Raw genomic sequence first — 23954 nt, forward strand, 5'->3', positions numbered from 1 at the left:
GAGGGGGCACACAGGGTGGTGACACCGGCCGCAGCCGGGTGCGGCGATAACCGCCACGGAATCCGTGCGTTTTTGCGGCAACACCGTGCGTAAAAACCGGCACAGCGCCCACCATTTTGATAGTTGCTGTTCGCCCCCCACCCCCTAGCCTATCTCTCGGGATTGTCTGCGAATAATTTCGTAAAAACAACGAGATAAGTGCGGACCTTAGCTGGGAGGATTGCTATGGGGTTGAGGAATTCGGCGTCGGTATTTCGCGTCGCGCTGTGCGCGAGCGTTGCGGCCACATCATTGGCATTGCCGCAGATCGCGCGCGCCGCAGCGGCTGACGCGGCTGCCGCAGCCGAAGCGCCTGCGACCACCGAGGAAATCACCGTGTTCGCCCGGCGCGACGCGGAATCGCTTCAGAACGTGCCGCTGACGATCACCGCGATCAGCGCCAACACGCTCGCCAAGTACAACGTCACCAAGCCCGCCGACATCGTCAGCCGCATCCCCACGCTCAACGTGCAGATCGGCGGTTCGGGTGCAGGCGCGCAGATCAGCTTGCGCGGTGTTGGCTCGTCCAACATCTCCGCCGCATTCGACAGCGCCGTGGCGCTCGATTTCGACGGCGTGCAGGTTTCCACCAACCGCCTGCTCCAGGCCGGTTTTGCCGATCCCGCGCAGATCGACGTGCTCAAGGGCCCGCAGTCGCTCTACTTCGGCAAGAGCGCTTCGGCGGGCGTGCTGCAGATCCGCACCGCAGACCCCACCAAGACCTGGCAGTATGGTGCCACCGGCTCCTATGAATTCGAAGAGAAGGGCTACCTGGTCGGTGGCTACATCTCGGGTCCGCTGAGCGACACGTTCGGCATTCGCGTTGCCGGTCAGTACAACGACGTAAAGGAATACGCGAAGATCAACCCGACGACTCCGGCCAAGCTGCGCAACCGCGGCCTGACCGACTTTGTCGGCCGCGTAACGCTGCAGTGGGAGCCAACGACGGACTTCACCGCCAACCTCAAGGCGACCTATACCCGCAACACCAACGACGGCGCGATCGGCACCGCCGACGTGTCCTGCGGCAAGAACGGCCGCGCGGATGAGGTCGTGCTGTTCAGCTTCCTCGGGCCCGCCGCGATTGCCATTCCGTCGAACGCGGACTGCAATCCATTCGACAAGTATTTCACCACCTCCGATCCCTCGGCGGCGCTGGTGGGCAAGTTCCCCGAAGGCAGCGGCGGCGCCAATGGCAAGTACCCCGGCCATCCCTTCGGCCAGACGGACTTGTTCTTCACGCGCCTCAAGATGGATGCGAAGCTCGGCGACAACCTGAAGCTGGTTTCGACCACGGGTTACATGAACCTCAAGGCGATCGACTTCGACTCCTACAGCTATCTCGGCGTCGGCAAGGCGTTCCGTCCCGCTGGTCTTCCGCTGGTTACGACCGGAATTCCGGGACTCGCACCGTTCTCGGCCGGTGCGCTTGATGCCATCAACACCGTGGGTTCAGCGCAAGGCGTCGGCGGCAGCGACCCGGTCAACAAGACCGCACAGTTCACGCAGGAACTGCGCCTGGTCAGCAGCTTCGATGGCCCGCTCAATTTCACGCTGGGCGCCTTCTATGAAAGCCGCGTCATCAAGTTCGACACCTCACAGCAGGCTTTCAACGCCTCGCTGCTGTTCCCCGATCCGGTGACCGGCAATACCTTCGACTACTTCAAGAAGCACCGCACGAAGACGAATACCTACTCGGTGTTCGGCAGCGCGAGCTACGACATCACCGAACAGCTCGAGCTGACCGGCGGTGTGCGCTACACGAAGGAAGACAAGGTCAACACGATCAAGATTCCGTACATGCACCAGTTCCTGTCGACCGTGTTCGGCTTTGTGCCCAGCGGCTTCGCCACCCCTCCGATCAATTTCAAGGATTCCAACTGGTCGCCGGAAGTGACGCTGCGCTATAAGGTCACCCCCGACTTCAACGTCTATGCCGCGTTCAAGACCGGTTATAAGTCAGGCGGCATCGACAACAGCGCGCTGCCGTCGAGCAATCTTGCCAAGTTCCTCAATCCCGCGACCTTCCAGGAAGCCGCCAATGGCCTGATCTTCAAGTCGGAAACCAGCAAGGGCGGCGAAATCGGCTTCAAGTCGCAGCTGGCGAACCGCACGATCACGCTGAACGCGACAGCCTACTACTACGTGTTCAACAACCTGCAGGTGCAGAACTTCAACGCGACGACGATCCAGTTCGTCACCACCAACGCCGGCCAGCTGACCACCAAGGGCTTCGACGTCGATTTCAGCTGGCGGCCGCCGGTTGACGGCCTGCGGTTCTCGGGCTCGCTCGCCTACACCGATGCGAAGTTCACCAGGGACTTCTTCACCGGCACCGGCCCGGACGGCAAGCTCGGCACGGCCGACGATCCGAACATCAACGGCCGCCGCGCCGCACGTGCACCGGAGTTCGCCGGCAACATCGCGTTCGACTACACCGCGCCGCTCAGCGACGCGCTGGAACTCGGCCTCTCGGGCAACCTCGCCTACAGCGGCAAGTACTACACCAGGCAGGAAAACGTCGCCGACTACCAGCAGCCGGCCTATGCCACTATCGACGCCTCGATCTCGGTCGGTGCGCCTGATGGCAAGTGGAAGCTGGCGCTCGTCGGCAACAACATCACCGACAAGATCTATGTCAACACCTCGGGCGGCCGTCCGTTCCTCGCCGGGGCCAACAATGGTCTCCCGGTCGGAGACGACGAAGTCTTCACCGTCAACCGCGGCCGACAGGTCTTCATCCAGGGCACGGTGAAGTTCTGATTTCCAGCCACGGCTGAATGCCAACAGGAAAGGCCGTCCCGGGAAACCGGGGCGGCCTTTCCTTTTGGGGCTCTGTCACGGTCGTTGACGTTGGCGCACGTAAGCTCTGGATCCCCGCCTGCGCGGGGATCCAGAGCGGCTACGCCGGCCTTGCAGGTAAATCAGGCCGCGACCACCCGGACCGGGATCGCGCTCTGCAGCACCATGCCGGTGATCGGATCGGCGTCATCCTCGTCATCGATCAGGCGGTTGGTCGATGAACCCACGCTCATCACATCGTCCTTGCCGGCATCGTCATTGCCCCACGCGTGCGACATCGAGATCACCCCGCGGCGCACCTTGTCGCTCGCGCTCGCCACAGCATGGATCGATGCAACGCGCGAGGCGATCTCGATCACCGCACCGTCCTCGACGCCGAGCTCGGCCAGGTCCTCGGGATTGAAGTAGGCCGGGTTGGTCGGCATCTTCTTCTTGAGGAACTCGGAGATATGCCCGTTGCTGTTGTAGCGGTGCTTCGAACGGCGCGAGATAAGGCGGAAGTCGAAGCCATCCGCCTCGGGCCGTGCTTCGGCATAACCCGCAAATGCTGCAGGCATGCTGCCCGCACCAAGCTGGAACCGGTTTGCAGCATCAGGGTCTGCCGGCTCGATCACCGCGTGCTTGTCCGGGTAGTAGACCGCCCCGCCCGGCGTCGCGCTGGCATTCGAAGCCGCGCGCGCCTCGCTTGGGCGCACAAGGCAGCCGTGCGAGACGAGGTCGAGCATGGTCATCTTGTCCGGCACTGCGTCCATCGAGCAGTGCCCACCGGGTAGCTTCAGCTCAAGCCCGAGATGCTTGGCGATCCACCACAGCATCTCATACTCGTCCATCGTATCGCCGGGCGCGGGCACCATCGCTTCGGCATAGTGCGCGTAAGGCTCCTCGCAGAACGGCTGCGAGACATTGTTGATGTCCTCCCGCTCGAGGCACATGCTGGGGGCGAGGATCACATCCGCCCGCTTGGCGCTGGCCGACATATAGGGATCGACCTGAACGAACATGTCCAGCGTTTCCAGCGCCTTGCGCACCTTGCGCTGATTGGGGAAAGCAATCTCGGGATTGCCGCCGATCGAGATCAGCACCTTGATCTGGCCCTCGCCGGGGGTGAGGATCTCGTCCGCCAGCACCGGGCAGGGCATTTCCTGGCCCAACTTCCCGATCCCCCGGATGCGCGACTGGGCAAAGCCTTCGCCGAACATCGGCATCGGCGGCGCGACCTGCGCCTTCTTCGGCCCTGCGGCAAACGGCATGAACACCATCGGGTTCGCGACCTTGTCGCCCGCCTGGTTGAACCGCGCGCAAACGATATTGAGCGCCGTCACCAGATACTCGGTCAGCACGCCGCGCCCGGCCATTTCCGGCCCGGTTCCGGTCACCACACGGCCCTTCGCCGCCTTGGCGAACATGCGCGCCGCCGCAACCACGTCATCCGCGCTGATCCCGGCGCGTTCGCCTGCGAGCTCGGGCGTGAAGTCCTTCACCGCCTCGGCCAGTTCATCGAACCCGTCGACATAGGCGGACACGAAGTTGCGGTCGTAGAGGCCTTCCTTGATGATCACGTGCAGCATGCCGCCCAGGAGCGCCGGATCCTCGCCCGGCTTCACCTGCAGGTAGAGATCGGCAAGATTGCCGGTATCGCTCTGGCGCGGATCGGCAACGATCACTTTCAGCCCCCGCGCCTTGGCATCGCGCAGGCGGCGTGAGGGCGAGAAGGGCGGGACGCCGCCACCGGGCGTGTAATGCGAGACGAGCGGGTTGTTGCCGACGAACATGACGACGTCGGACTCTTCGAAATTGTTGCCGCCGCCCATCCACTGGCCATAACGCGCCGTAGTGAAGACCTTCGCGGGCTGGTCCACCGTCACGCTGGTATAGTAGTTGCGCGTGCCGATCGCCTCGGCCAGCGCGTAGGAGGTGCCCAGCACCGCGCTGTTCTGGAAGGCATTGGTGCCGCAATAAAGCGCCACGCTGTGCGGCCCATATTGCGCGATGGTTTCCTTGATTTTCGCCGCCACCAGCTTCAGTGCCTCGGCGGTCGAGGTCTCGACGAACTCGCCGCCCCTCTGGCCATCCTTCCTCACAAGCGGGCGCAAGTGCCGCTCGGGCAGGTTGTGCATTTCGGGCATCTGGCGGCCCTTCACGCAGGTATAGCCATTGAACAGCGGGTTGTCGGGGTCGCCCCGCACCGCCGTGACCTTGTCGCCCTCGACATCGACCAGCATGGCGCAGCTAGCGTGGCAGAAGCGGCAGAAGGTACGCAGGGTCTTGTCGGCCAAGATTCATCTCCCCAATTTTTTGATAGCGGAAGCTATCGGCATTCCAGTCTCCGGCACACTGATGAAAGAGAGGGTGGGCCGCTCATTTCCGCCAGTGGCCTTGGGGGCAAAACCCGGGCTTGATGCGCCTCCAGCCCCCGCCGGAGGACGCACGATGAGCACCGAAAACCGCCACTGGATCCTCGCCGAGCGCCCCGTCGGCAACGGCTATGCCGAAGCGTTCGGCCTGCGCGAAGAGCCGGTTCCCGTGGCTGGCGAGGGGCAGATCGTGATCGCCAACAAAGTGCTCTCGATGGACAGCGGCACGCGGATGTACATGACCGACCGCGAGGACAGCTACCAGCCGGGCACGCCGCTGGGCGAGAAGCTGATCGGCACCGTACTGGGCGTGGTGACCGAAAGCCGCCACCCCGGCTATGCGGTGGGCGACCGCGTGCGCTGCTACGGCCAATGGGCGGATTTTTCGCTGGTCGAGCCCGACATGACCTACTGCACCAAGCTCGACGACACCCACGCCGATCTCAAGCAATATGTCGGCATTTTCGGCGCCAATGGCTGGACCGCCTATGTCGGCGTGGTTGAAACCGGCGCAGCCAGGCCGGGCGAGACGTTCGTCGTATCGGCGGCGGCGGGCTGCACCGGGCTCATGGCCGGGCAGATCGCCAAGGCAATTGGCTGCCGGGTGATCGGCATAGCCGGCGGCGCGGCCAAGTGCGCGCTGCTGACCGGCGAGTACGGCTTCGATGAGGCAATCGACTACAAGGCAACCAATGTCGAAGCGGAACTGGCACGGCTCTGCCCCGAGGGGATCAACCTCTATTTCGACAATGTCGGCGGTGCGATCCTCGATGCGGCGCTGGGCAACATGGCGCTGTTCGGGCGCGTCGCGGTCTGCGGCCTGATCACCAACTACACCGCGCAAGGGCCGGTGCCCGGGCCCTACCGCTTCGATCAGGTGCTGATGAAGCGTCTGCGCATCGAAGGCTTCTTTTCGCCAGACTTCTACGCGCTCGAGGCCGAGTTCAACCCGATCCTTGCGCGCTGGCAGGCCGCAGGGCAGCTGAAACTGCCCTTCGAGGTGAGCCACGGACTGGAAGCGACGCCGGCGGCCTTTACCAAGCTCTTCACGGGCGCCAACATCGGCAAGGTGGTGGTGGAGCTCTAGAGGGCCCCACCGCCCCTGATCAAATCCTGGGCAGCTCGCCCGAAATGTACTTGTCCATGGTCGTGTGGAACTGGCGGATGCGCGTTTCCTGATAGTGGCCAAGCTCCAGCCGCTTGTTCTTGGACGCTTTCATGCCCGCCTGAACGTGCGGCAGGTTTTCCATGTCCTGATCGAACACCCCGGCCAGCGCCGCACCGATGAGGTGCGAGGCATAGGTGAAGGGCTGGTCATCGGGGATCATGAACATCTCGGGGCCGCGGGCAGGCTTCTCGCCCTTCTGCGCGCGCATCAGGATGCGCACTTCCATGAGGCAATGGTCGGCATCGCCCCAGGGCCGCCAGCGATAGACGATGTTGGGCACGAAGCCGCCCCATGGGCTCCAGTTGGGGAAGATGTTGTAGGTCAGGTTGTCGAGCATCTCGCTGTCCGAGGCCTGCGAGTAGTCATGCCCGTTCATCGCTGCGAAGCCTTCGCGGTTGGCCTCGGCCAGGACCTTGCGCGCGAGCAGCGGATCAGCGGGATCGAAGCCCTTGAGATCGGTCGGTTCAGCCGCGTTGCGGCGGCCGCGGCCATCGCCGGCGCCGAGGAACTCGGCCAGCTTGTCGATCACATAGAGCTGGTCCTTGCCCTTGAGGTGGGGCGAGAGCGTGCCGTTGGGCGTGATCGCCCGGTTCATGTGATCGCCATAGAGATCGTAGCGCGTGTTGGCGTCGGCGGTGAAGGGCAGGATCTGCGGGTGCGTGACGACCGAGTGCCAGGCTTCCATGAAAGCCTCGGCCACGGCCTTCCAGTTGGCGGGCACGATCCGCGCGACCCAGGCACCGGTGGTGCATTCATCGAGCCGCCAGTTGTCGTAGTGCTCGACACCGGGGCCGACCCAATCGCGGAAGCTCGGCAGGTCATGGTTCTCGGTGACGAGAATGAAGCCCTGCCACCGGTCCACCTTCAGTTCCGGCAGCGAGAGGTCCTTGTCCTCGAGATGCTTGAAATCCCAGGCGCAGGGCACTTCCTTGAGGCTGCCGTCGTTGTTCCAGGTGAAGCCGTGGAACGGGCAGCGCAGGTTGATCGAGCGCCCGCTCTCCAGCTTCAGCTTGCGCCCGCGGTGGAGGCACACATTATAGAACGCGCGCACGCTGTCATCGGGCTGGCGGATCAGCAGGAACGACTTTTCGTTGATCTCGTAGACGACCGTGTCGCCGGGATCGGGCATGTCCTCCTCGCGTGCGGCGAACTGCCACACGTTGGGCCACATCTTCTCGTCCTCCAGCGCCTTGAACGCCGGGCTGGTGTAACGGGCAGGATCGAGCGGTTCGTCGCCCAGATCCTGGTTCGATTCCATCACGAGGTAATCGGGCGCAGGGCGCGTATCGACCGCAAGCATGTCGGTGTAGGTCACCCCGGGGCAGCGGTCCGGGCGGTCGATCTGGGGGTCAATATCAGCCATGACGGGTCCTGGTTCTCTATGGGGGCGGAGCTTGTGTGAATATGGCGGGGCGGGCCTCACAAAACTCGCGGGGTTTTAAGTTCGGAACATAATGCCAGCCTCGCCCCTGCCAACAAGCTGACGCATTGGATAGGAACGTACAATTGCGATCGGCGCGCCAAGGGCAGAGCGGAAAATCGCTCTGGCTTGGTAGCATTTCGACATGGCGTCGTCACGCAACGCCGGGATTGTGAGGGAAGCCCTTCCCGCATGCGGGAAGGGCTTGGCCCTACTGCTTTTCCAGTTTGGCGACGCCTTCGGGAATCACGACCCAGTCCTGCGCGCTCGACGTCCAGAAATGCACCGTCGGCTTGAGGTCCTTGGGCTCGTCAAGCGTCCCCGCCTTGATGAAGATCATCCCCTGCGCCATGCCGTCGGGTGTCTCGGTGAACACGGGCGAGCCGCACTTGGGGCAGAACTTCCGGTAGACCGCCCGGCCCGCCTCGCTGCCATCCTCGTAGGTCGTCAGCTCGCCCGAACGCTCCAGCGCCGCGAACGGCACCGCCACGAGCACCGAGAGCGCAGAACCCGCCTGCCGCTGGCAATGGCGGCAATGGCACACGCCGGTCAGAAGCGGTGGCCATGCCGTTTCATAACGCACCGCCCCGCACAGGCACCCGCCAGTGCGCCGCTCGCCTGCCGATGCTTCGTCCGTCATGTTCTGCTCTCCCTCATGTCTTGCGGCCACATTGGCATGTCTGGCCGCTGCGCCATCCTCACGATTCTGCCAGCATCGCGCGCAGTTCGCGCTTCAGGATCTTGCCATTGGCGTTGCGCGGCAGGGTCTGGTCGCTGAACAAGATGCGCACCGGCACCTTGAAGCCTGCGAGCCGTGCTGCAACGAAAGCCTTGAGCTCGGCCTCTTCTGCCGACGCGCCGGGCGCGAGATAGACCACTGCCGCCGGCTCCTCGCCCAGCGTGCGGTGCGGCACGCCGACCAGCGCCGCATCGGTCACGGCGGGATGCTCGTAGAGCACGTTCTCGACCTCGATCGAATAGATGTTCTCGCCGCCCCGAATGATCACGTCCTTGGCGCGGTCGACGATGGTGCAGAAGCCTTCGTCGTCCAGCCGCGCAAGATCCCCTGTGCGCACCCAGCCATCGACGAAAGTCTGCGCGGTCGCCTCGGGCCGGTTCCAGTAGCCCGCCACGATCATCGGCCCGCTCGCCCAGAGCTCGCCCACCGTGCCCGCCGGCAGGACCGTCACCCCGTCATCGGCGCGGATTTCGAGCGAAGCAACAGGAGCCGGCGGCCCGCAGCTGGAGGGCCGGTTGAGATAGTCCTCGGCCATGTGGTGCGTAACTGTGGCCGAAGTCTCGGTCATGCCCCAGCCATTGCCGGGCAGCGCGCCGAACGTATGCCAGATCGCCGAGACCAGTTCCGGCGCGGAAGGCGCACCGCCATAGGCGATGGCTTCAAGGCTGGAGAGATCGAAGCGCCCGCGCTCGGGATGCTCGATCAGCTGCCATGCGATGAAGGGCACGCCGCCGGTCATTGTCACACGCTCGGCCTCGATCAGACGCATGGCTTCCAGCGTATCCCACTTGTGCATCATCACGATCCGGCTGCCGCCCGCGAGCGAGCCCATCAAGGTCGCCGAAAAGGCCGTGGCGTGGAAGAACGGCACCGCCAGCAGGATCACGCGCGGCCGCGGCTCGGGCAGCCCCTCGCCGCGCCGCCGGGCCGACTGGGCCCCGCTCCAAGCGCTGGTCATGATATTGGTGACAAGGTTGCGATGCGTGCCGAGTGCGCCCTTGGGCCGCCCGGTCGTCCCGCTGGTGTAGAAGATGCCTGCGGGATCGTCGCTGGCGATGGCCACGTCCGGAAGCTCGGCATCGGGCAGGTCCGGCCACGACGGCGGCGCGCCGATCACATCCTCCAGTCGCTCAGCCCCGTCAGCCGTGCCGCGCGAGACGAGCACGCTCTCCAGCGGCGGCGTCACCGGACAGGACGCGACGCGCGCCCAGCGTTCGGCATCGGCGATCAGAACCTTGGTCCCGCTGTCTTCCAGGGCAAAGGCCAGTTCCTCGCCCGTCCACCAGGCGTTGAGCGGGACAATGATCGCCCCCAGCGCCGCGACGGCCATGAAGGCGACCGGCCATTCCGGCAGGTTGCGCATGGCAAGTGCAATCCTGTCACCCTTGCCCACCCCGCGCGCCGCCAGCGCCTCGGCGAGCGCCGCCACAGCGCGGTGAAAGGCATCGAAGCTCACGCGCTCGGCGCCGTAGACGAGGAAATCGGCCCCGCCGTGCGTCCGCGCCGCCGCCAGCACGGCGCGCAAATCGGGGAGCGCGTTCTTCCACACCCGCGTCGGCACGCCGCGAATGGTCACGGTTTCCATCTCGAACGGCTGGCCAGGCGCGCAAAGCTCCGCGCGGATCTGCGCCAGCGTGTGCACGGGCCAGCCGGCGGGAATCGTGGGGAGCGCGCCTGTTGGTACGGGGGTCGGTTCAGTCATGGCATCCTCATGAGCGCCGCTCGATCGGTGGCGCTTTTGGGGCCAAGACTAGTGGCAGCCCCGCCTTGCAGCAAGGCCCGGCCCAAGGTCCGCCAAAGCGCCCGATGCCGTAGCGGAATGCACCAAATCCGTGGGAATTGCTGGGTTTATTGGCCAGCGCTCCCGCGCAAAGCGCTTCCCTGATCCCCCTTGATGACCTAATCCGGCGCGACCGAGAAGATTCGCAAGAGGGGACAGAATTTGCCGCCAGCCGATGGCCCGGACCTGGTCGAGACGGCACCGAGCGAAGCGGACATGGGCCTCGGCGCGCTCGCGGCCCGGCTTGTTCCGCTGGGTGAAGGGCGTTTCCGGCTCGATGGCGCCGAAGGCTGGATGCAGGGCCGCACGATGTATGGCGGCGCCGCAGCTTCGATCGCATACGCCGCCGCCATAAAGGCTTTTCCCGGCCTTCCCCCGCTGCGCGCCGCGCAAGTCGGCTTCGTCGCGCCAGTGGGCGAACATCTTGAAGCCGAGGCGGTCATGCTCCGCCAGGGCCGCAGCGTCTCGCAGATCGAGACCTCGCTCTACTGCGAAGGCACGCTGGTCCAGCGCACGCTGTGGCTTTTCGGCGCAGGTCGGACAAGCAACGGCAGCATAACCGCCGCGCGCGATGAGGGCCTGACCTCCCCCGAGGACTCTCCAAACCTCGGCAAGAACGAAATGGCCCCCGCCTTCACCGCCCGGATGGACTTGCGCCGCGCCGACCTTCCCGGCGGCTCGCCTCCGGGCACGATCCGCCGCTGGGTTCGGTTCAAGGATCGCTCGGGCCTCGACCCCGTGTCCGAACTCGTCGGCATCGGCGATGCCCTGCCCCCCGGCTCGGCCCGCGCGATGGAGCGTCAGGGGCCGATCAGCTCGATCACCTGGGCGCTCACGATCCTCGGCGATGTGCCCCCGACGCGCGAGGGCTGGTGGCTGCTCGAAACCCGATCAAACCACATGGGCGAAGGCTTCAGCAGCGAAACGCTGCGCCTGTGGAACAGCGAAGGAGTGGAAGTGATGCGTGGTCTTCAATCGGTAGCGGTGTTCGGATGACAGACCTCGCCGATCCCGCCGCTCATGGCTTTGATGCCGCCCGCCTCGCGCGCATTCCCGGCTTCATCGAGGAACACTACCTCGCCCCGGGCCACTTGCCACATGCAGACCTGCTCATCGCCCGCGACGGAGAGCCGTTCTACCGCATGACCATGGGCCATGCCCGCGCCGATGGCACGCCGCTTGCGCAGGATGCCATTTTCCGCATGGCTTCGATGACCAAGCCGCTCACGTCGATCGCCTTCATGATGCTGCTCGAGGACGGCAAGGTCGCGCTTGATGATCCCGTCACCAAGGTGATCCCCGAATTTGCCGGCATGGGCGTCTATACCGGTGGCGGCGGCGATGCGCCGTTCTTCCCTGCTCGCCCTGCCACCAGCGTGATGCGCATGGTGGACCTGCTCACTCACATGTCGGGCCTTACCTACGGCATCCAGAACCGCACCAACGTGGACGCAGCCTACCGCAAGGGTCGGCTTGACGGGCATCCCTCGCTCCCCGGCGACGACCACTTCATTGCCGAACTCGCCAAACTGCCGCTCGAATTCGATCCGGGCACCGGGTGGAACTATTCGGTCGGCATCGATGTCCTCGGCGTCATCGTCTCGCGGCTTTCGGGCAAGAGCCTGGGTGAATTCTTCGCGGAGCGCATCTTCGGCCCGCTCGGCATGGTCGATACCGGCTTCTCCTGCCCGCCCGAGAAGGCCCACCGCCTCACCGACAGCTGGGCCTGGCGCCCGGCCGATGCGCCGATGCTGATCGACGTGGCGGAAAAGTCGAATACCTTGCGCGAGCCCCGCTTCCAGAGCGGCGGCGGCGGCCTGCTTTCGACCACAGCCGACTACCACCGGTTCTGCGCCGCGCTGGTGAACGGCGGCGCGCCGCTGATTTCGCCCAAGACGCTCGCGCTGATGACGGCCAACCACCTCCCCGGCGGCGCCGATCTCACCACGCTCTCGCGCGCCTTGTTCAGCGAGGCGGGCAATGCCGGCATCGGCTTTGGCCTGGGCTTCGGTGTCGTCATCGATCCGGCAAAAACGCTCGTGCAAGGCACCGTGGGCGAATTCCACTGGGGCGGCATTCATTCGACCGCGTTCTTCGTCGATCCGGCGGAGAAGCTGCACATGGTCTTCATGACCCAGCTCTTCCCCTCCTCCACTTATCCCATCCGCCGCCAGCTCAAGACACTGATCTACGCGGCCATGGCGCAAAGCCGCGCCTGAACCTACCAAAGGAGACCAACGATGTCTGATCCCATTACCGGCGCCAAGGAGCATATCGACACCGCGCGCGCCCTCGCCGCGACGATCAACGATGTTCCCGCCGATACCGCGCTCCTGCCCATTGCCAAGGTCGGCGTGATCGGCGCGGGCACGATGGGCGGCGGCATCACGATGAACTTTCTCACAGCCGGCATCCCCGTCACCATCGTCGAGATGACGCAGGAAGCGCTCGACCGGGGCGTCGCCACCATGGGCCGCAACTACGAGAACACGGTGAAGCGCGGCAAGATGGACGCTGCGCTCGCCGAAGCTGCCATGGGCCGCCTTACGCCCACGCTGGATTTCAACGCGCTCGCCGATGCCGATCTCGTGATCGAGGCAGTCTACGAAAGCATGGAAGTCAAGAAGGACGTCTTCGGCAAGCTCGACAGCATCGTGAAGCAGGGCGCGATCCTCGCCAGCAACACGAGCTACCTCGACGTGAACGAAATCGCCGCAGCCACCAAGCGGCCCGAAGCCGTGCTCGGCATGCACTTCTTCTCGCCCGCCAACGTGATGAAGCTGCTCGAAGTCGTGCGCGGCTCGGCGACCGCCAAGAACGTGCTCGCAACCGTCATGGCGCTCGCGGTGAAGATCGGGAAAGTCCCGGTCGTCTCGGGCGTATGCGACGGCTTCATCGGCAACCGCATCCTCAGCAAGCGCCAGCAACAAGCCAACGCCCTCATCATGGAAGGCGCGGACTTTGCCGAGGTTGACAATGCCTTGCTCGAATTCGGCTTCCCGATGGGACCGTTCCAGATGTCGGACCTTGCGGGCCTCGACATCGGCTGGCACCGCGATCCCGCGCGGATCGAAACCTTGCGCGATGCACTCTGCGCGCAGGGCCGCTGGGGCCAGAAGACCGGCAAGGGCTTCTACGATTACGACGCCAACCGCCAGCGCACGCCTTCCGAAGTCACGCGCGGCTTGATCGCCGAATGGGCCGCGAAGGAAGGCAAGCCCCAGCGCGAGATCGGCAAGGACGAGATTCTCGAGCGCCTGCTCTATCCCATGATCAGCGAAGGTGCGCTGATCCTCGAGGAAGGCATTTCGCAGCGCGCGTCGGATATCGATACCGTCTGGCTCAACGGCTACGGCTGGCCCGCCTGGACCGGCGGCCCGATGTTCTGGGCCGACCACATCGGTCTTGCCACGGTCGTCGCCGGCCTTGAAAAGCATGGACTCCCGGTCGCGCCGCTGCTGGCGCAAAAGGCGGCAGCAGGCGAAACCTTCAACTGAAAGCAGCTTCGGCCATGCAGATCGAGGATATCATCGCCGCGCCGTTCATTCCGCTCAGCGTGATCCTGCGCGATCACGCTGAGCGGCGCGGCCCGGCGATCGCCATCGCGGACGAGACCGCCCGAATTTCATGGGCCGATCTCGACACGATGCTCGACCGCGTGGCAGCGGCTCTGCAGCGCGAGGGCGTCGCGGCGAACGAACCGGTGGCGATTGCCGCAAGCAATGCGGTGAACACCGCGCTCGCTTTCCTCGGCGCCTTGCGCGCCGGGGCGGTCGCCGCACCGCTGACCTCGACCGCCGCGCCCGCCACCGTGCTCGCCATGCTGGCGGACAGCGGCAGCCGGGTGCTGTTTCTCGACAGCGCCATGGCCGCCGGACTGGAAGGCCTGCCCTTCCCGGCGCAAGTGCAGCGCATCGCGCTCGACGACAGCGACGTAGGCGTACCCTTCTCCAAATGGATTGCCCCCGAAGGCGCGAAGCCCGAGGAACGCCTGCCCCGCCCGGAAGACCCCTTCAACATCATCTATTCCTCGGGCACCACGGGCACGCCCAAGGGCATCGTGCAGAGCCACCAGATGCGCCACGAATATGTCCGGCGCGGGCTCGGCTCGGGCTTTGACGACGACAGCGCGACGATCTGCTCCACCCCGCTCTATTCGAACACCACGCTTGTCAGCTTCCTGCCCACACTCACGGCGGCGGGCAAAGTCGTGCTGATGAAGAAGTTCGATGCGCGCAGTTTTCTGGAACTCAGCGAGCGCGAGCGGGTGACTCATGCCATGCTGGTGCCGGTGCAATACCGCCGGATCATGGAGCACCCGGATTTCGACAGCTTCGATCTGACGTCGTACCGGCTCAAGACCTGCACCTCCGCACCGTTCCCCGCCTGGCTGAAAGCGGACGTGCTCAAGCGCTGGCCGGGCGGTCTTGTCGAAGGCTATGGCCTCACCGAAGGCGGCGCGACCACCAACCTTGTCGCGCACAAGCATCCCGACAAGCTCCACACCGTCGGCCAGCCCTCGCCGGGCCACGTCATCAAGATCATCGACGAGGACGGCAACGAACTGCCACCGGGCGCGACAGGCGAAATCGTCGGCCGCTCTCCGATCATGATGAACGGCTATCATGGCCAACCTGCCAAATCGCGCGAGATGGAATGGTTCGACGCGGACGGGAACCGCTACTTGCGCCACGGCGATGTCGGCCGGTTCGACGAGGACGGCTTCCTCATCCTGATGGACCGCGCCAAGGACATGATCATCTCGGGCGGGTTCAATATCTACCCGACCGACCTTGAATCCGAATTGACCCGCCAGAGCGCGGTGCGCGAGGCCGCCGTCGTCGGCATCCCATCCGACCAGTGGGGTGAAACGCCGCTTGCCGTGGTGGTTCTGGCCGATCCTGCTGCTGACCCCGAAGCTATCCGCACCGAAGCCAACCGCGCGCTCGGCAAGACGCAGCGCATCGCCCGTATCGAAGTGGTCGATGAACTCCCGCGCAGCCCCATCGGCAAAGTCCTGAAGCGCGAGCTGCGTGATCACTTCGGCGGTAACCCGATTGCCCAGACCCCCGTACTCTCATCCGATTCCAAGGAGACCAATGATGCGTGATGCTGTTATCGTCGCTGCCGCCCGCACCCCCATCGGGCGCGCTTACAAGGGTGCGTTCAACGCCACTGCCGGCGCCACGCTCGGCGCCCTGTCGCTAGAAGCCGCCATCGCGCGCGCCGGGATCGAAGGCGCCGAAGTGGATGACGTCGTGTGGGGCGCCGCGCTCCAGCAGGGCGCGCAGGCCGGCAATATCGCCCGCCAGGTCGCGCTGCGTGCAGGCCTGCCCGTCACTGTCTCGGGCCAGAGCATGGACCGCCAGTGCTCCTCGGGTCTGATGACCATCGCTACCGCCGCAAAGCAGATCATCGTCGACCGCATGGATGTGGTCGCAGCCGGCGGGCAGGAATCGATCAGTCTCGTCCAGACCAAGGACATGCGCGTGATGCCCGACCGCAGCCTGGTTGCCATGCACAATGCGGTCTACATGCCGATGCTGCAAACCGCCGAGACGGTGGGCAAGCGCTACAACATCAGCCGCGAAGCCTGCGATGAATACGCCCTGCAATCGCAGCAACGCACCGCCGCCGCGCAGGAGGCGGGCAAGTTCGACGACGAGATCGTGGCCGCCAGCGCCTCGATGGGCGTGCAGAACAAGGAAACCGGCGAGATCACGATGCACGACGTGACGCTCACCAAGGACGAAGGCAATCGCCCCTCGACCACGCTGGAGAACCTCCAGGCGCTCAAGCCCGTGATCGAGGGCGGCATCGTCACCGCGGGCAATGCCAGCCAGCTTTCCGATGGTTCGGCGGCAGTCGTTCTGATGGAAGCCGGTGTCGCCGCGCAGAAGGGCCTCACCCCGCTCGGCCGCTATGTCGGCATGGCAGCGGCGGGCACCGAGCCCGATGAAATGGGCATCGGCCCGGTCTTCGCGATCCCGGCCCTGCTCAAGCGCTTCGGCCTCAAGATCGACGATATCGGCCTCTGGGAACTCAACGAGGCCTTCGCGGTGCAGGTGCTCTATTGCCGCGACAAGCTTGGCATCCCCAACGACCTGCTCAACGTCAACGGCGGCTCGATCTCGATCGGCCACCCCTATGGCATGACCGGCGCGCGCTGCACCGCGCACGCCCTCATCGAAGGCAAGCGCCGCGGCGCCAAGCACGTCGTCGTCACGATGTGCGTCGGCGGCGGCATGGGCGCGGCGGGGCTTTTCGAAGTTCTCTGAACAGGAAAGCCCACCCCCAACCCCTCCCGCATGCGGGAGGGGGGAAGCTTCGACTGCACCGCCCGTTTGCCGAAAACGGCAACTCCAAGCCCCCCTCCCGCTTGCGGGAGGGTTTGTGGGTGGGCCAGTGCGCAGCAACCAAAAAACAAAAAGGGGCGCTGCCGGACCATCCGGCAGCGCCCCTTTTGTCATCCCAGCTTCAACCGATCACAGCACCAGATCGGCGGCCGTGATGGCGTTGACGCCGTCGAGCACGATGGCGAATTCCGCTGCCGGGCCCTTGTCGATGCTGCCGTAAAGCGTGTGGGTTGCGGCATCGAACCAGACCTTGCCCGCCGGATCGCCCGCCGCCGGCGCCGAGGCTACCAGCGTGAAGGCATCGTTGGCGCCGCCCTTGATCGCGTCGATTGCCGAAAGGTCGATCTTGTCGCTGCCCGAGACGAAATCCGTGATGTGGTCGGCAAGGCCGGGGCGCGAGTCTTTCGTTTCCGTGAAGCGGAAGGTATCGTTGCCTGCCCCGCCGGTCAGCATGTCGCCACCCTTGCCGCCGGTGATCGTGTCGCTGCCCGCGCCGCCATTGAGGACATTGGCTTCCTTGGTGCCGATCAGCACGTCGTCGTAATCCGAGCCAATCGCATTCTCGATACCCTTGATGGTGTCGAGCCCGGTGCCCGAATCGTTCGCGATCGGATTGGCGATGCCGATATCGAGATCGATGCTCACCCCGGCCTTGGCGCCCGAGTAATCGATCGTGTCGTTGCCCTTGCCGCCTGCGAAGGAATCATTGCCGGCGTCAAGCCCGGCGAGGAACGTGTCGTCGCCGTCGCCGCCGGCCAGCTTGTCCTTGCCCTCACCGCCCAGCAGGGTGTCGTTGCCCTTGCCGCCGTCGAGCTCGTCATCGCCGATGCCGCCGTTCAGCGTATCGTTGCCGTCGCCGCCGAAGACCTTGTCGTTACCGTCCCCGCCGCTCACAGCATCGTTACCATCGCCGCCGCCGACGACATCGTTGCCGTCACCGCCATTGAGCGTGTCGTTGCCTTCCTCGCCGCGCAGCACGTCGTTGCCGATGCCACCGGTCAGCGTATCGTTGCCAAGCCCGCCGAACAGGTTGTCGTTGCCGTCGCCCCCGGTCAGGCCGTCGTCGCCCTCTCCGCCAAGCATCTTGTCGTCGCCGGTGTTGCCATAGAGCGTATCGTCGCCCTTGCCGCCGTCGAGATAGTCACCGTTCGCGCCGCCGTAGAGGTCGTCGTTGCCTTCGCCGCCGAACATCTTGTCGTTGCCGTCGCCGCCGTCGAGAATGTCGTTGCCGGTGCCGCCGTCGATCACGTCATTGCCGTTATCGCCGATCAGGCCGTCATTGCCCGCCCCGCCATCCAGCACGTCGCCGCCGTTGCCGCCGAGCAGGACGTCGTCGCCCGTGCCGCCGTGGAGAATGTCGGCGCCGCCAAGCCCGGCGATATGGTCATCGCCCGCGCCGCCGCTGATCACGTTCTTGCCGCCATCGCCCTGGAGCGAATCGTCGTTGTTGCCGTCGTTGTCCTGATCGCCGGGCACGTTGCCGTCGCTCTCGCCTGCGGTGGGATCATTGATCACCGTGCCGTCGAGCGCCTTGAACACGATCTTGTCCTTCACGTAGAAGGTCGGATCATCGGTGGTCGAGGGCGTCGGCACGAAGGTCTTGAGCTTGACGTAGGCACCGAAAGTGCTGGTCAGCGTGATCACGCCGGTCCCGGCATCGAAGCTCAGCGACTGGTTCTTGGCGAGCGGATCGATCTCGAGCGAGCCGTCCTTCTCGACCTCGAAGCGCTGGATCGGGTTGGTCGTCGTATCGAACTTGTAGGTCTGCGTCATGGGTGGTCCCTCCTTCGCAATGCATTGCGTTCAGGCACGCGGCAAATATGGCGCGGACTGCCTTTGGCTTGCCTCCGCAAATATCGGAAATCGCAGTCAGATTGACGACATTTTCGTTCATGAGGGGTACAGGTTCGGGGGCCTTTCGGCGCAGCATTGACCGTTCAAAGCCGTGAAAACAGTTCGAAAATCCGCCCGCTTTCATGCCATCTATCGCCACTCCCCAGCGCCTCGGGAAAACACCTATGCTGCACCCTTCCCGCACCGCGCGGCGACAGGGCGAATCGCCTCGCGCCACCCGATTGGGGCTTGAGCCCGAGCCCGCACCGCCCTAGCCCATGCGGGACAAGGAGCCCTGACCATGACCGCTGCAACCGATGATCTGTGCCCCAACGACGACCGGGCATGGCCGCAGGAAGGCCGCGAGCGTCTGATCTATCCTTCGCCCGTAGGCTGGAAGGGCACCGATTTCGTCGACAACGAGGGCGAGCTCCTCAAGCTGCTGAACCCCAAGACGGTGTTCATGATGGGCGACAACCCCGCCCTGCCGCGCATGCCCGAGCGCCCGCGCCTGATGGATTTCTTCCGCTGCCGCTTCGGCGATATCACCGTGCGACACCTCCTCGTCAGCGCCAAGCGCGCACTGGATGACGGGCTGCCGGAAAAGGTCGTCCTGGCCTGCCTGCTGCACGACATTTCCAACGGCTGCCTGATCCGCTGCGACCACGGCTACTGGAGCGCGCAGCTGGTCGAGCCCTATGTCGATCCCGAAGTCGCTTTCGCGGTGAAGTACCATCAGGCGCTGCGCTATGTGCCCGACGAAAGCGTCGGCTACGCCTATCCCGAAAGCTATCACGCCTTCTTCGGCCCGGACTATCAGGTGCCGGACTACCTGCTGCGCGATGCCGAGTACGCGAAGAACCACAAGTGGTACATGACCGCGCGGCAGATGACGCTCTACGACACCTACTTCTTCGACGATTTCCCGGTAGTGGTGCCGGAGGAGCTGGAGGACGTGATCGGGCGGAACTTCAGGGAGCCGGAGGAAGGGCTGGGCTTTGATGGTTCGCCCACGGCGCATATGTGGCGCACGATGATCTGGCCGAACAACTTTCTATGAAAGCGCTGCTCAAGGGCTTCGTCGTGCTGTTCGGCGCGGTCTGCATGGCCATCGCGCTGGTGCACATCGGCTATGGCCCCGCCAGCATCCCCGGCAGCGTCCCGGTCAACGCCACGATGGACAGCGAGGACCGCTTCTATGCCACGCTGTTCCTCGGCTTCGGCGCGGCCAGTATCTGGTGTGCTCAGGATCTCGGCACGCGCGCGGCAATGTTTCGCGCGCTGATGCTGGTGTTCTTCATCGGCGGCATCGCGCGCCTGATCTCGGCTGTTCAGGTCGGGTTGCCGTCGCCGCTCTTCGTGTTTCTCGGAGGGCTTGAGCTGGCTATCCCGCCGATCCTGCTATGGGCGCGCGCCAAGGCCTTTCCAGGCTAGGCCACGCCCGCCTCAACCTTCCCCGCATGCCCGGCAAAGCCCTGCATTCCCAGCCACCACTGAAGCGCGATCACACCGCCCTTGGCGGGGCGCAGGATTGCGGCGATCAGCGCCGCCGCCATGGTCAGCGCGATCAGCATCATCGCCCATTCCGGCAGGCTCTCGATCTTGCCAAGGCCGATGATCACCGGCGCCATCAGGTGCCCCGTGAGCAGGATCGCGATATAGGGCGGGAAATCGTCGGCTGCATGCAGCGTCCAGTTTTGTCCGCACATCCGGCAGCGCTCGACCGGCTTCAGCCCGCCTGCAAACAAATGCGTGCCGCCGCAGCGCGGGCACTTGCCCTGGACGCCCCGCATGATCGCGCTGCCTGCGCTATGCGGCAGGATCGCGGGGTCGAGCGGCAGGGCGGTATCGGGCATGGTGAAACCTCAAAGGTCAAAACGAACGTCGACTTGAAAACAACCCGTCACCCTGAACTTGGTTCAGGGTCCATCCTTCCGCGCGCGCAGAGGTCAGCGCTAATAGCGCAACGACGCCGCGTCGTGCCCCCACTGAGTGCTCCGCGCTTTAGGGCGCGATGGACCCTGAAACAAGTTCAGGGTGACGAAGCAGGAACGGAAGTGAGACTTGGCTACTTCTTGGCGAAGGGGTTCGTCGGGCTGCGCAAGGTCAGCCGGATCGGTACCGCATCAAAACCCAGTTCGCGGCGGATGCCGTTGACCAGATAGCGGCGATAGCTTTCGGGAAGCTGATCGAGCCGCGTGCCGAACATCACGAAACTCGGCGGGCGGATGCGCGCCTGCGTGATGTAGCGCAGCTTGATGCGGCGGCCGCCCGGTGCCGGCGGCGGATTGGCAGCCAGCGCATCATCGAACCAGCGGTTGAGCGCCGAAGTCGGCACACGCTTCGACCACGCCGCGCGGATATCGAACGCCGCTGTCAGCATCTGGTCGAGCCCCTTGCCCGTCCGCGCCGAAACCGCAAGCAGCGGCACCCCGCGCACTTGCGCCAGCCCTTCTTCCAGCGCCGCGCGCACGCCGTTGAACAGCGCCGAAGCGTCCTCGGCAATGTCCCACTTGTTAATCGCGATCATCAGCGCCCGGCCTTCCTCGAGCACCATCGAGGCGATCTTGAGGTCCTGATGCTCGAGCCCGCGCGTCGCATCGAGCAGCAGCACCACGACTTCGGCAAAGTCGATGGCCCGGCGCGCGTCGGCGACCGACATCTTCTCCAGCTTCTCGACCACTTGCGCCTTCTTGCGCATCCCGGCGGTATCGATCAGCCGCACCGGGCGGTAGGCATCGCTGGCGGGATCGAACCACTGCCAGTCGATCGCGATCGAATCGCGCGTGATCCCCGCCTCGGGCCCCGTCAGCAGCCGGTTCTCGCCGAGCAGCTTGTTGATCAGCGTGGACTTGCCCGCATTCGGCCGCCCGACGATGGCGAGCTTGAGGACCGATTCGGGATCGAACTCCTCTTCGTCCTCCTCGCCTTCCGGCGGGGGCATGTCGTCATCGTCGTCCGCGCCTTCGATATGCGGGCGCAGCGCCTCGAACAGATCGGCGAGGCCCTGTCCGTGCTCGGCGGAAAACGCTACCGGCTCGCCAAAGCCCAGCGCGAAGGCATCGTAGAGCCCCGGATCGCCCGCACGCCCTTCGGCCTTGTTGGCCATGAGCACGATGGGGATGCGGCTGGAACGCAAATATCGCGCAATTTCCTCGTCGAGCGGGGTCACGCCCGCGCGCGCGTCGATCACGAACAGCGCGACGTCCGCACCCACCAGCGAGGCTTCGGTCTGCTGGCGCATCCGCCCGGGCAGCGTCTCGGGATCGAGATCTTCCCAGCCCGCCGTGTCGACAATGGTAAACTTCAGGCCGAGCAGATCCGCATCGCCAAAGCGGCGGTCGCGCGTCACGCCCGGCTGGTCGTCGACGAGCGCAAGCTTCTTGCCGACCAGCCGGTTGAACAGCGTCGATTTGCCCACATTGGGCCGGCCGATGATGATGACCTGAGGCAGCATCACGCCCCCGTGGCCCCATCGCGCGCGGAAGGCAAGGGCAAGCGTGGTGCGTGTTCCGTGCTAAGCCGGCGTTAACCAGCCTGACGAGAGCGGCCTTAACCAGACCGCGGCCAAGAACAGGGCATGAGCTTCAGTTCTACAAACAATGCGAAACTCCGTGGTCTGCCTATAGGCGAACGCGTTGACCAGGGGGCGCTCGCGCGGCTTGCTGTTCCTTACGTAGCCGCTGAGGGCTTCCTTAATCGTACACCCTTCAAGTCGTTTGGCATGAGAGCAAGAGCCAAAGCTGCACTGATGCTGATTGCCCTGGCATCATGGTCTGCTGAGAGTCGGGCCCGCCCCGCTGCCCCCGATCCAGCGTCGATTACCGGCGATGATCGGGGCGAGGAAGCTGGCCTCCCTTACATCCAGTGCGTGCCATACGCGCGAAAGGTTTCGGGCATCCAGCTCTATGGCGACGCGCATACCTGGTGGCCGCAAGCCGCAGGGCACTACGCGCGCGGCACGCGGCCCAAGGCCGGCGCGGTCATGGCTTTCCGCCCTTACGGCGCAATGCAACTCGGCCATGTCGCCGCAGTCAGCCGGATCGTCGATTCGCGTACCGTGCTGCTGCGCCACGCCAACTGGTCACCCATCGACGGGCGGCGCGGCCAGCCGGAAGACAACGTTCGCGCCGTCGATGTCTCCCCCGCCAACGACTGGAGCGAGGTGCGCGTGTGGTACGCCCCGCTCGGCGGGCTCGGCACCACGCACTGGCCGGTGAGCGGGTTCATCTACAACCGCAAGCCGCTAGCAAACGAACGACTGACAGTGCTCGCCTCGGCCGGAACCCCCGCCGCCAAGCCCGCCTACACCTCGCGGATCGGCCCCGATTTCCTGAAGGGCATCGTTCCCGAAACAACGCGAACCCCGGCGCGGCGCCAGTACGCTCTGCGCGAGACGCCGGTGACCGTGACGCCCAGCCTGAAGAACGACCCCATCGGCCGCATCATCGCCAGCCGCTTGCGCTGACCCCCAAACCCTCCCCATTTTTGCGCAGCACAAATGGGGAGGTGGCCCGCGAAGCGGGTCGGAGGGGTAAAAATCACAAAGTCTTGATGATCGCCGAAAAGTCGAGCCCGCCATTGCCCGCATCGGCGAAGGCCGCATAAAGCTCGGCCGCCCGCGCGCCCATCGGCACGTCGGCCCCGGCGCTCTTGGCCGCTTCCATCGCGAGCTTCAGATCCTTGAGCATCAGCGCCGTGGCAAAGCCGCCCTGATAGCCGTTGTCCGCCGGGGTCGTCGGGCCGACACCGGGCACCGGGCAATAGCTCGTCATCGACCAGCACTGGCCCGAAGCCTTGGACGAAATGTCGAAGAAGGTCTGGAGATCAAGCCCCAGCTTCTCAGCCATGGCAAAAGTCTCGCAGGTCGCGATCATCGAGGCGCCGAGCAGCATGTTGTTGCAGATCTTCGCCGCCTGCCCCGCGCCGCTGTCGCCCGCATGGATCACTGCCTTGCCCATCGCGGCAAGGATCGGCTCGCCGCGCGCAAAGGCGTCTGCGCTGCCGCCGACCATGAAAGTCAGCGTGCCGCCATTGGCCGCCGCGATCCCGCCCGAAACCGGCGCATCGACCATGGCATAGCCCGCGTCCGCCGCGAGAGTGGCCACTTCGCGAGCGGTGGCCACGTCGATGGTCGAGCAATCAAGCAGCAGCGCCGAGGTGGGCGCTTGGCCGATCACGTCCGCAGTGTAGACCGCCTTCACGATGGCACCGTTCGGCAGCATCGAGACGACGGCATCCGCGCCCTGCACCGCTTCCTTCACCGAGGTGTAGGTTGTGCAGCCGTTTTCCTTGGCGCGCGCCAGCGCCGCTTCGGCAAGATCGAACGCGTGGACGTCATGCCCCGCCTTGACCAGATTTGCGGCCATGCCGCCGCCCATGTTGCCGAGGCCAATAAATGCGATTTTCATATGCTCCCCTCCCGCTTGCGGGAGGGGCCGGGGGTGGGCCTCCTCCCAAATT

The 23954-nt window shown here is 65.0% G+C and carries 17 protein-coding genes and 1 pseudogene; 10 read left to right on the top strand and 8 right to left on the bottom strand.

The features are described 5' to 3' along the window. Positions 1 to 291 precede the first annotated feature (291 nt). The gene (locus WCL10_RS03015) at positions 292 to 2802 is read left to right on the top strand and encodes a TonB-dependent receptor (protein WP_336894144.1); all 2511 of its coding nucleotides are present in this window, start codon (positions 292 to 294) and stop codon (positions 2800 to 2802) included. Between the two features lie 161 nt (positions 2803 to 2963). Here the strand turns inward: WCL10_RS03015 and WCL10_RS03020 are convergent, their stop codons facing one another. Continuing rightward, positions 2964 to 5117 carry a molybdopterin-dependent oxidoreductase gene (locus WCL10_RS03020; protein ID WP_336894145.1) on the bottom strand — a complete coding sequence of 718 codons (2154 nt, stop codon included), beginning with the start codon at positions 5115 to 5117 and terminating at the stop codon, positions 2964 to 2966. Between the two features lie 154 nt (positions 5118 to 5271). Here WCL10_RS03020 and WCL10_RS03025 point away from each other — a divergent pair, with 154 nt between their 5' ends. Then, complete coding sequence (locus tag WCL10_RS03025; RefSeq protein WP_336894146.1) at positions 5272 to 6282, top strand: NADP-dependent oxidoreductase; 1011 nt, start codon at positions 5272 to 5274, stop codon at positions 6280 to 6282. Positions 6283 to 6301: 19 nt separating this feature from the next. On the opposite strand, the gene WCL10_RS03030 is transcribed toward WCL10_RS03025, so the two are convergent. The 3 genes from WCL10_RS03030 to WCL10_RS03040 form a co-directional block, all read right to left on the bottom strand. Beyond that, on the bottom strand, positions 6302 to 7726 hold the full coding sequence (locus tag WCL10_RS03030; RefSeq protein WP_336894147.1) for an aromatic ring-hydroxylating dioxygenase subunit alpha: 1425 nt from the start codon (positions 7724 to 7726) through the stop codon (positions 6302 to 6304). Positions 7727 to 7994: 268 nt separating this feature from the next. Beyond that, positions 7995 to 8423, bottom strand: a complete 429-nt coding sequence (locus tag WCL10_RS03035) for a GFA family protein (RefSeq protein WP_336894148.1) — start codon at positions 8421 to 8423, stop codon at positions 7995 to 7997. A 58-nt stretch (positions 8424 to 8481) separates the two neighbouring features. Further along, positions 8482 to 10224 (bottom strand): class I adenylate-forming enzyme family protein, encoded by a 1743-nt coding sequence (locus tag WCL10_RS03040; protein ID WP_336894149.1) that lies wholly within the window; start codon positions 10222 to 10224, stop codon positions 8482 to 8484. Between the two features lie 240 nt (positions 10225 to 10464). On the opposite strand from WCL10_RS03040, the gene WCL10_RS03045 reads away from it, so the two are divergent. From WCL10_RS03045 to WCL10_RS03065, 5 genes and pseudogenes are all read left to right on the top strand, one after another. After that, positions 10465 to 11298: a thioesterase family protein gene (locus tag WCL10_RS03045; protein ID WP_336894150.1), complete on the top strand. Its 834-nt coding sequence runs from the start codon at positions 10465 to 10467 to the stop codon at positions 11296 to 11298. After that, the gene (locus WCL10_RS03050) at positions 11295 to 12521 is read left to right on the top strand and encodes a serine hydrolase domain-containing protein (protein ID WP_336894151.1); all 1227 of its coding nucleotides are present in this window, start codon (positions 11295 to 11297) and stop codon (positions 12519 to 12521) included. Before WCL10_RS03045 ends, WCL10_RS03050 begins: the two co-directional genes overlap by 4 nt. Positions 12522 to 12605: 84 nt before the next feature. Beyond that, positions 12606 to 13799: pseudogene (locus tag WCL10_RS03055) on the top strand (3-hydroxyacyl-CoA dehydrogenase NAD-binding domain-containing protein); the annotation flags it as partial. A 14-nt stretch (positions 13800 to 13813) separates the two neighbouring features. Beyond that, entirely contained in the window at positions 13814 to 15412 is a 1599-nt protein-coding gene (locus WCL10_RS03060) for a class I adenylate-forming enzyme family protein (RefSeq protein WP_336894152.1), read from the top strand. Further along, positions 15405 to 16580 carry an acetyl-CoA C-acyltransferase gene (locus WCL10_RS03065; RefSeq protein WP_336894153.1) on the top strand — a complete coding sequence of 392 codons (1176 nt, stop codon included), beginning with the start codon at positions 15405 to 15407 and terminating at the stop codon, positions 16578 to 16580. Before WCL10_RS03060 ends, WCL10_RS03065 begins: the two co-directional genes overlap by 8 nt. A 207-nt stretch (positions 16581 to 16787) precedes the next feature. On the opposite strand, the gene WCL10_RS03070 is transcribed toward WCL10_RS03065, so the two are convergent. Continuing rightward, positions 16788 to 18431 (bottom strand): calcium-binding protein, encoded by a 1644-nt coding sequence (locus tag WCL10_RS03070; protein WP_336894154.1) that lies wholly within the window; start codon positions 18429 to 18431, stop codon positions 16788 to 16790. A gap of 361 nt (positions 18432 to 18792) precedes the next feature. Here WCL10_RS03070 and WCL10_RS03075 point away from each other — a divergent pair, with 361 nt between their 5' ends. Together WCL10_RS03075 and WCL10_RS03080 are read left to right on the top strand one after the other, a co-directional pair. Next, entirely contained in the window at positions 18793 to 19551 is a 759-nt protein-coding gene (locus tag WCL10_RS03075; RefSeq protein WP_336894155.1) for a hypothetical protein, read from the top strand. Beyond that, the gene (locus WCL10_RS03080) at positions 19548 to 19925 is read left to right on the top strand and encodes a DUF4345 domain-containing protein (protein ID WP_336894156.1); all 378 of its coding nucleotides are present in this window, start codon (positions 19548 to 19550) and stop codon (positions 19923 to 19925) included. The genes WCL10_RS03075 and WCL10_RS03080 overlap by 4 nt, the downstream gene beginning before the upstream one ends. On the opposite strand, the gene WCL10_RS03085 is transcribed toward WCL10_RS03080, so the two are convergent. Further along, the gene (locus WCL10_RS03085) at positions 19922 to 20347 is read right to left on the bottom strand and encodes a DUF983 domain-containing protein (RefSeq protein ID WP_336894157.1); all 426 of its coding nucleotides are present in this window, start codon (positions 20345 to 20347) and stop codon (positions 19922 to 19924) included. The two genes, WCL10_RS03080 and WCL10_RS03085, sit on opposite strands and share 4 nt — an antisense overlap. 212 nt (positions 20348 to 20559) lie before the next feature. Next, positions 20560 to 21948, bottom strand: coding sequence for a ribosome biogenesis GTPase Der (gene der / locus WCL10_RS03090; RefSeq protein ID WP_336894158.1), 1389 nt, complete (start codon positions 21946 to 21948; stop codon positions 20560 to 20562). A gap of 294 nt (positions 21949 to 22242) precedes the next feature. Here der and WCL10_RS03095 point away from each other — a divergent pair, with 294 nt between their 5' ends. Beyond that, a complete protein-coding gene (locus WCL10_RS03095) occupies positions 22243 to 22959 on the top strand; it encodes a CHAP domain-containing protein (RefSeq protein ID WP_336894159.1) in 717 nt (238 codons plus the stop codon). A gap of 73 nt (positions 22960 to 23032) precedes the next feature. Here the strand turns inward: WCL10_RS03095 and mmsB are convergent, their stop codons facing one another. Beyond that, positions 23033 to 23902, bottom strand: a complete 870-nt coding sequence (gene mmsB, locus WCL10_RS03100; protein WP_336894160.1) for a 3-hydroxyisobutyrate dehydrogenase — start codon at positions 23900 to 23902, stop codon at positions 23033 to 23035. Positions 23903 to 23954: the final 52 nt, after the last annotated feature.

Source organism: Novosphingobium sp., from assembly GCF_037133355.1.
GTDB lineage: Bacteria > Pseudomonadota > Alphaproteobacteria > Sphingomonadales > Sphingomonadaceae > Novosphingobium.

Bases quoted from the DNA above. Each gene is read 5' to 3' on its own strand.
- WCL10_RS03025 (WP_336894146.1), top strand. From the start codon at position 5,272: ATGAGCACCGAAAACCGCCACTGGATCCTCGCCGAGCGCCCCGTCGGC.
- WCL10_RS03030 (WP_336894147.1), bottom strand. From the start codon at position 7,726: ATGGCTGATATTGACCCCCAGATCGACCGCCCGGACCGCTGCCCCGGG.
- WCL10_RS03035 (WP_336894148.1), bottom strand. From the start codon at position 8,423: ATGACGGACGAAGCATCGGCAGGCGAGCGGCGCACTGGCGGGTGCCTG.
- WCL10_RS03040 (WP_336894149.1), bottom strand. From the start codon at position 10,224: ATGACTGAACCGACCCCCGTACCAACAGGCGCGCTCCCCACGATTCCC.
- WCL10_RS03050 (WP_336894151.1), top strand. From the start codon at position 11,295: ATGACAGACCTCGCCGATCCCGCCGCTCATGGCTTTGATGCCGCCCGC.
- WCL10_RS03060 (WP_336894152.1), top strand. From the start codon at position 13,814: ATGCAGATCGAGGATATCATCGCCGCGCCGTTCATTCCGCTCAGCGTG.
- WCL10_RS03065 (WP_336894153.1), top strand. From the start codon at position 15,405: ATGCGTGATGCTGTTATCGTCGCTGCCGCCCGCACCCCCATCGGGCGC.
- WCL10_RS03070 (WP_336894154.1), bottom strand. From the start codon at position 18,431: ATGACGCAGACCTACAAGTTCGATACGACGACCAACCCGATCCAGCGC.
- WCL10_RS03075 (WP_336894155.1), top strand. From the start codon at position 18,793: ATGACCGCTGCAACCGATGATCTGTGCCCCAACGACGACCGGGCATGG.
- WCL10_RS03080 (WP_336894156.1), top strand. From the start codon at position 19,548: ATGAAAGCGCTGCTCAAGGGCTTCGTCGTGCTGTTCGGCGCGGTCTGC.
- WCL10_RS03085 (WP_336894157.1), bottom strand. From the start codon at position 20,347: ATGCCCGATACCGCCCTGCCGCTCGACCCCGCGATCCTGCCGCATAGC.
- der (WP_336894158.1), bottom strand. From the start codon at position 21,948: ATGCTGCCTCAGGTCATCATCATCGGCCGGCCCAATGTGGGCAAATCG.
- WCL10_RS03095 (WP_336894159.1), top strand. From the start codon at position 22,243: ATGCTGATTGCCCTGGCATCATGGTCTGCTGAGAGTCGGGCCCGCCCC.
- mmsB (WP_336894160.1), bottom strand. From the start codon at position 23,902: ATGAAAATCGCATTTATTGGCCTCGGCAACATGGGCGGCGGCATGGCC.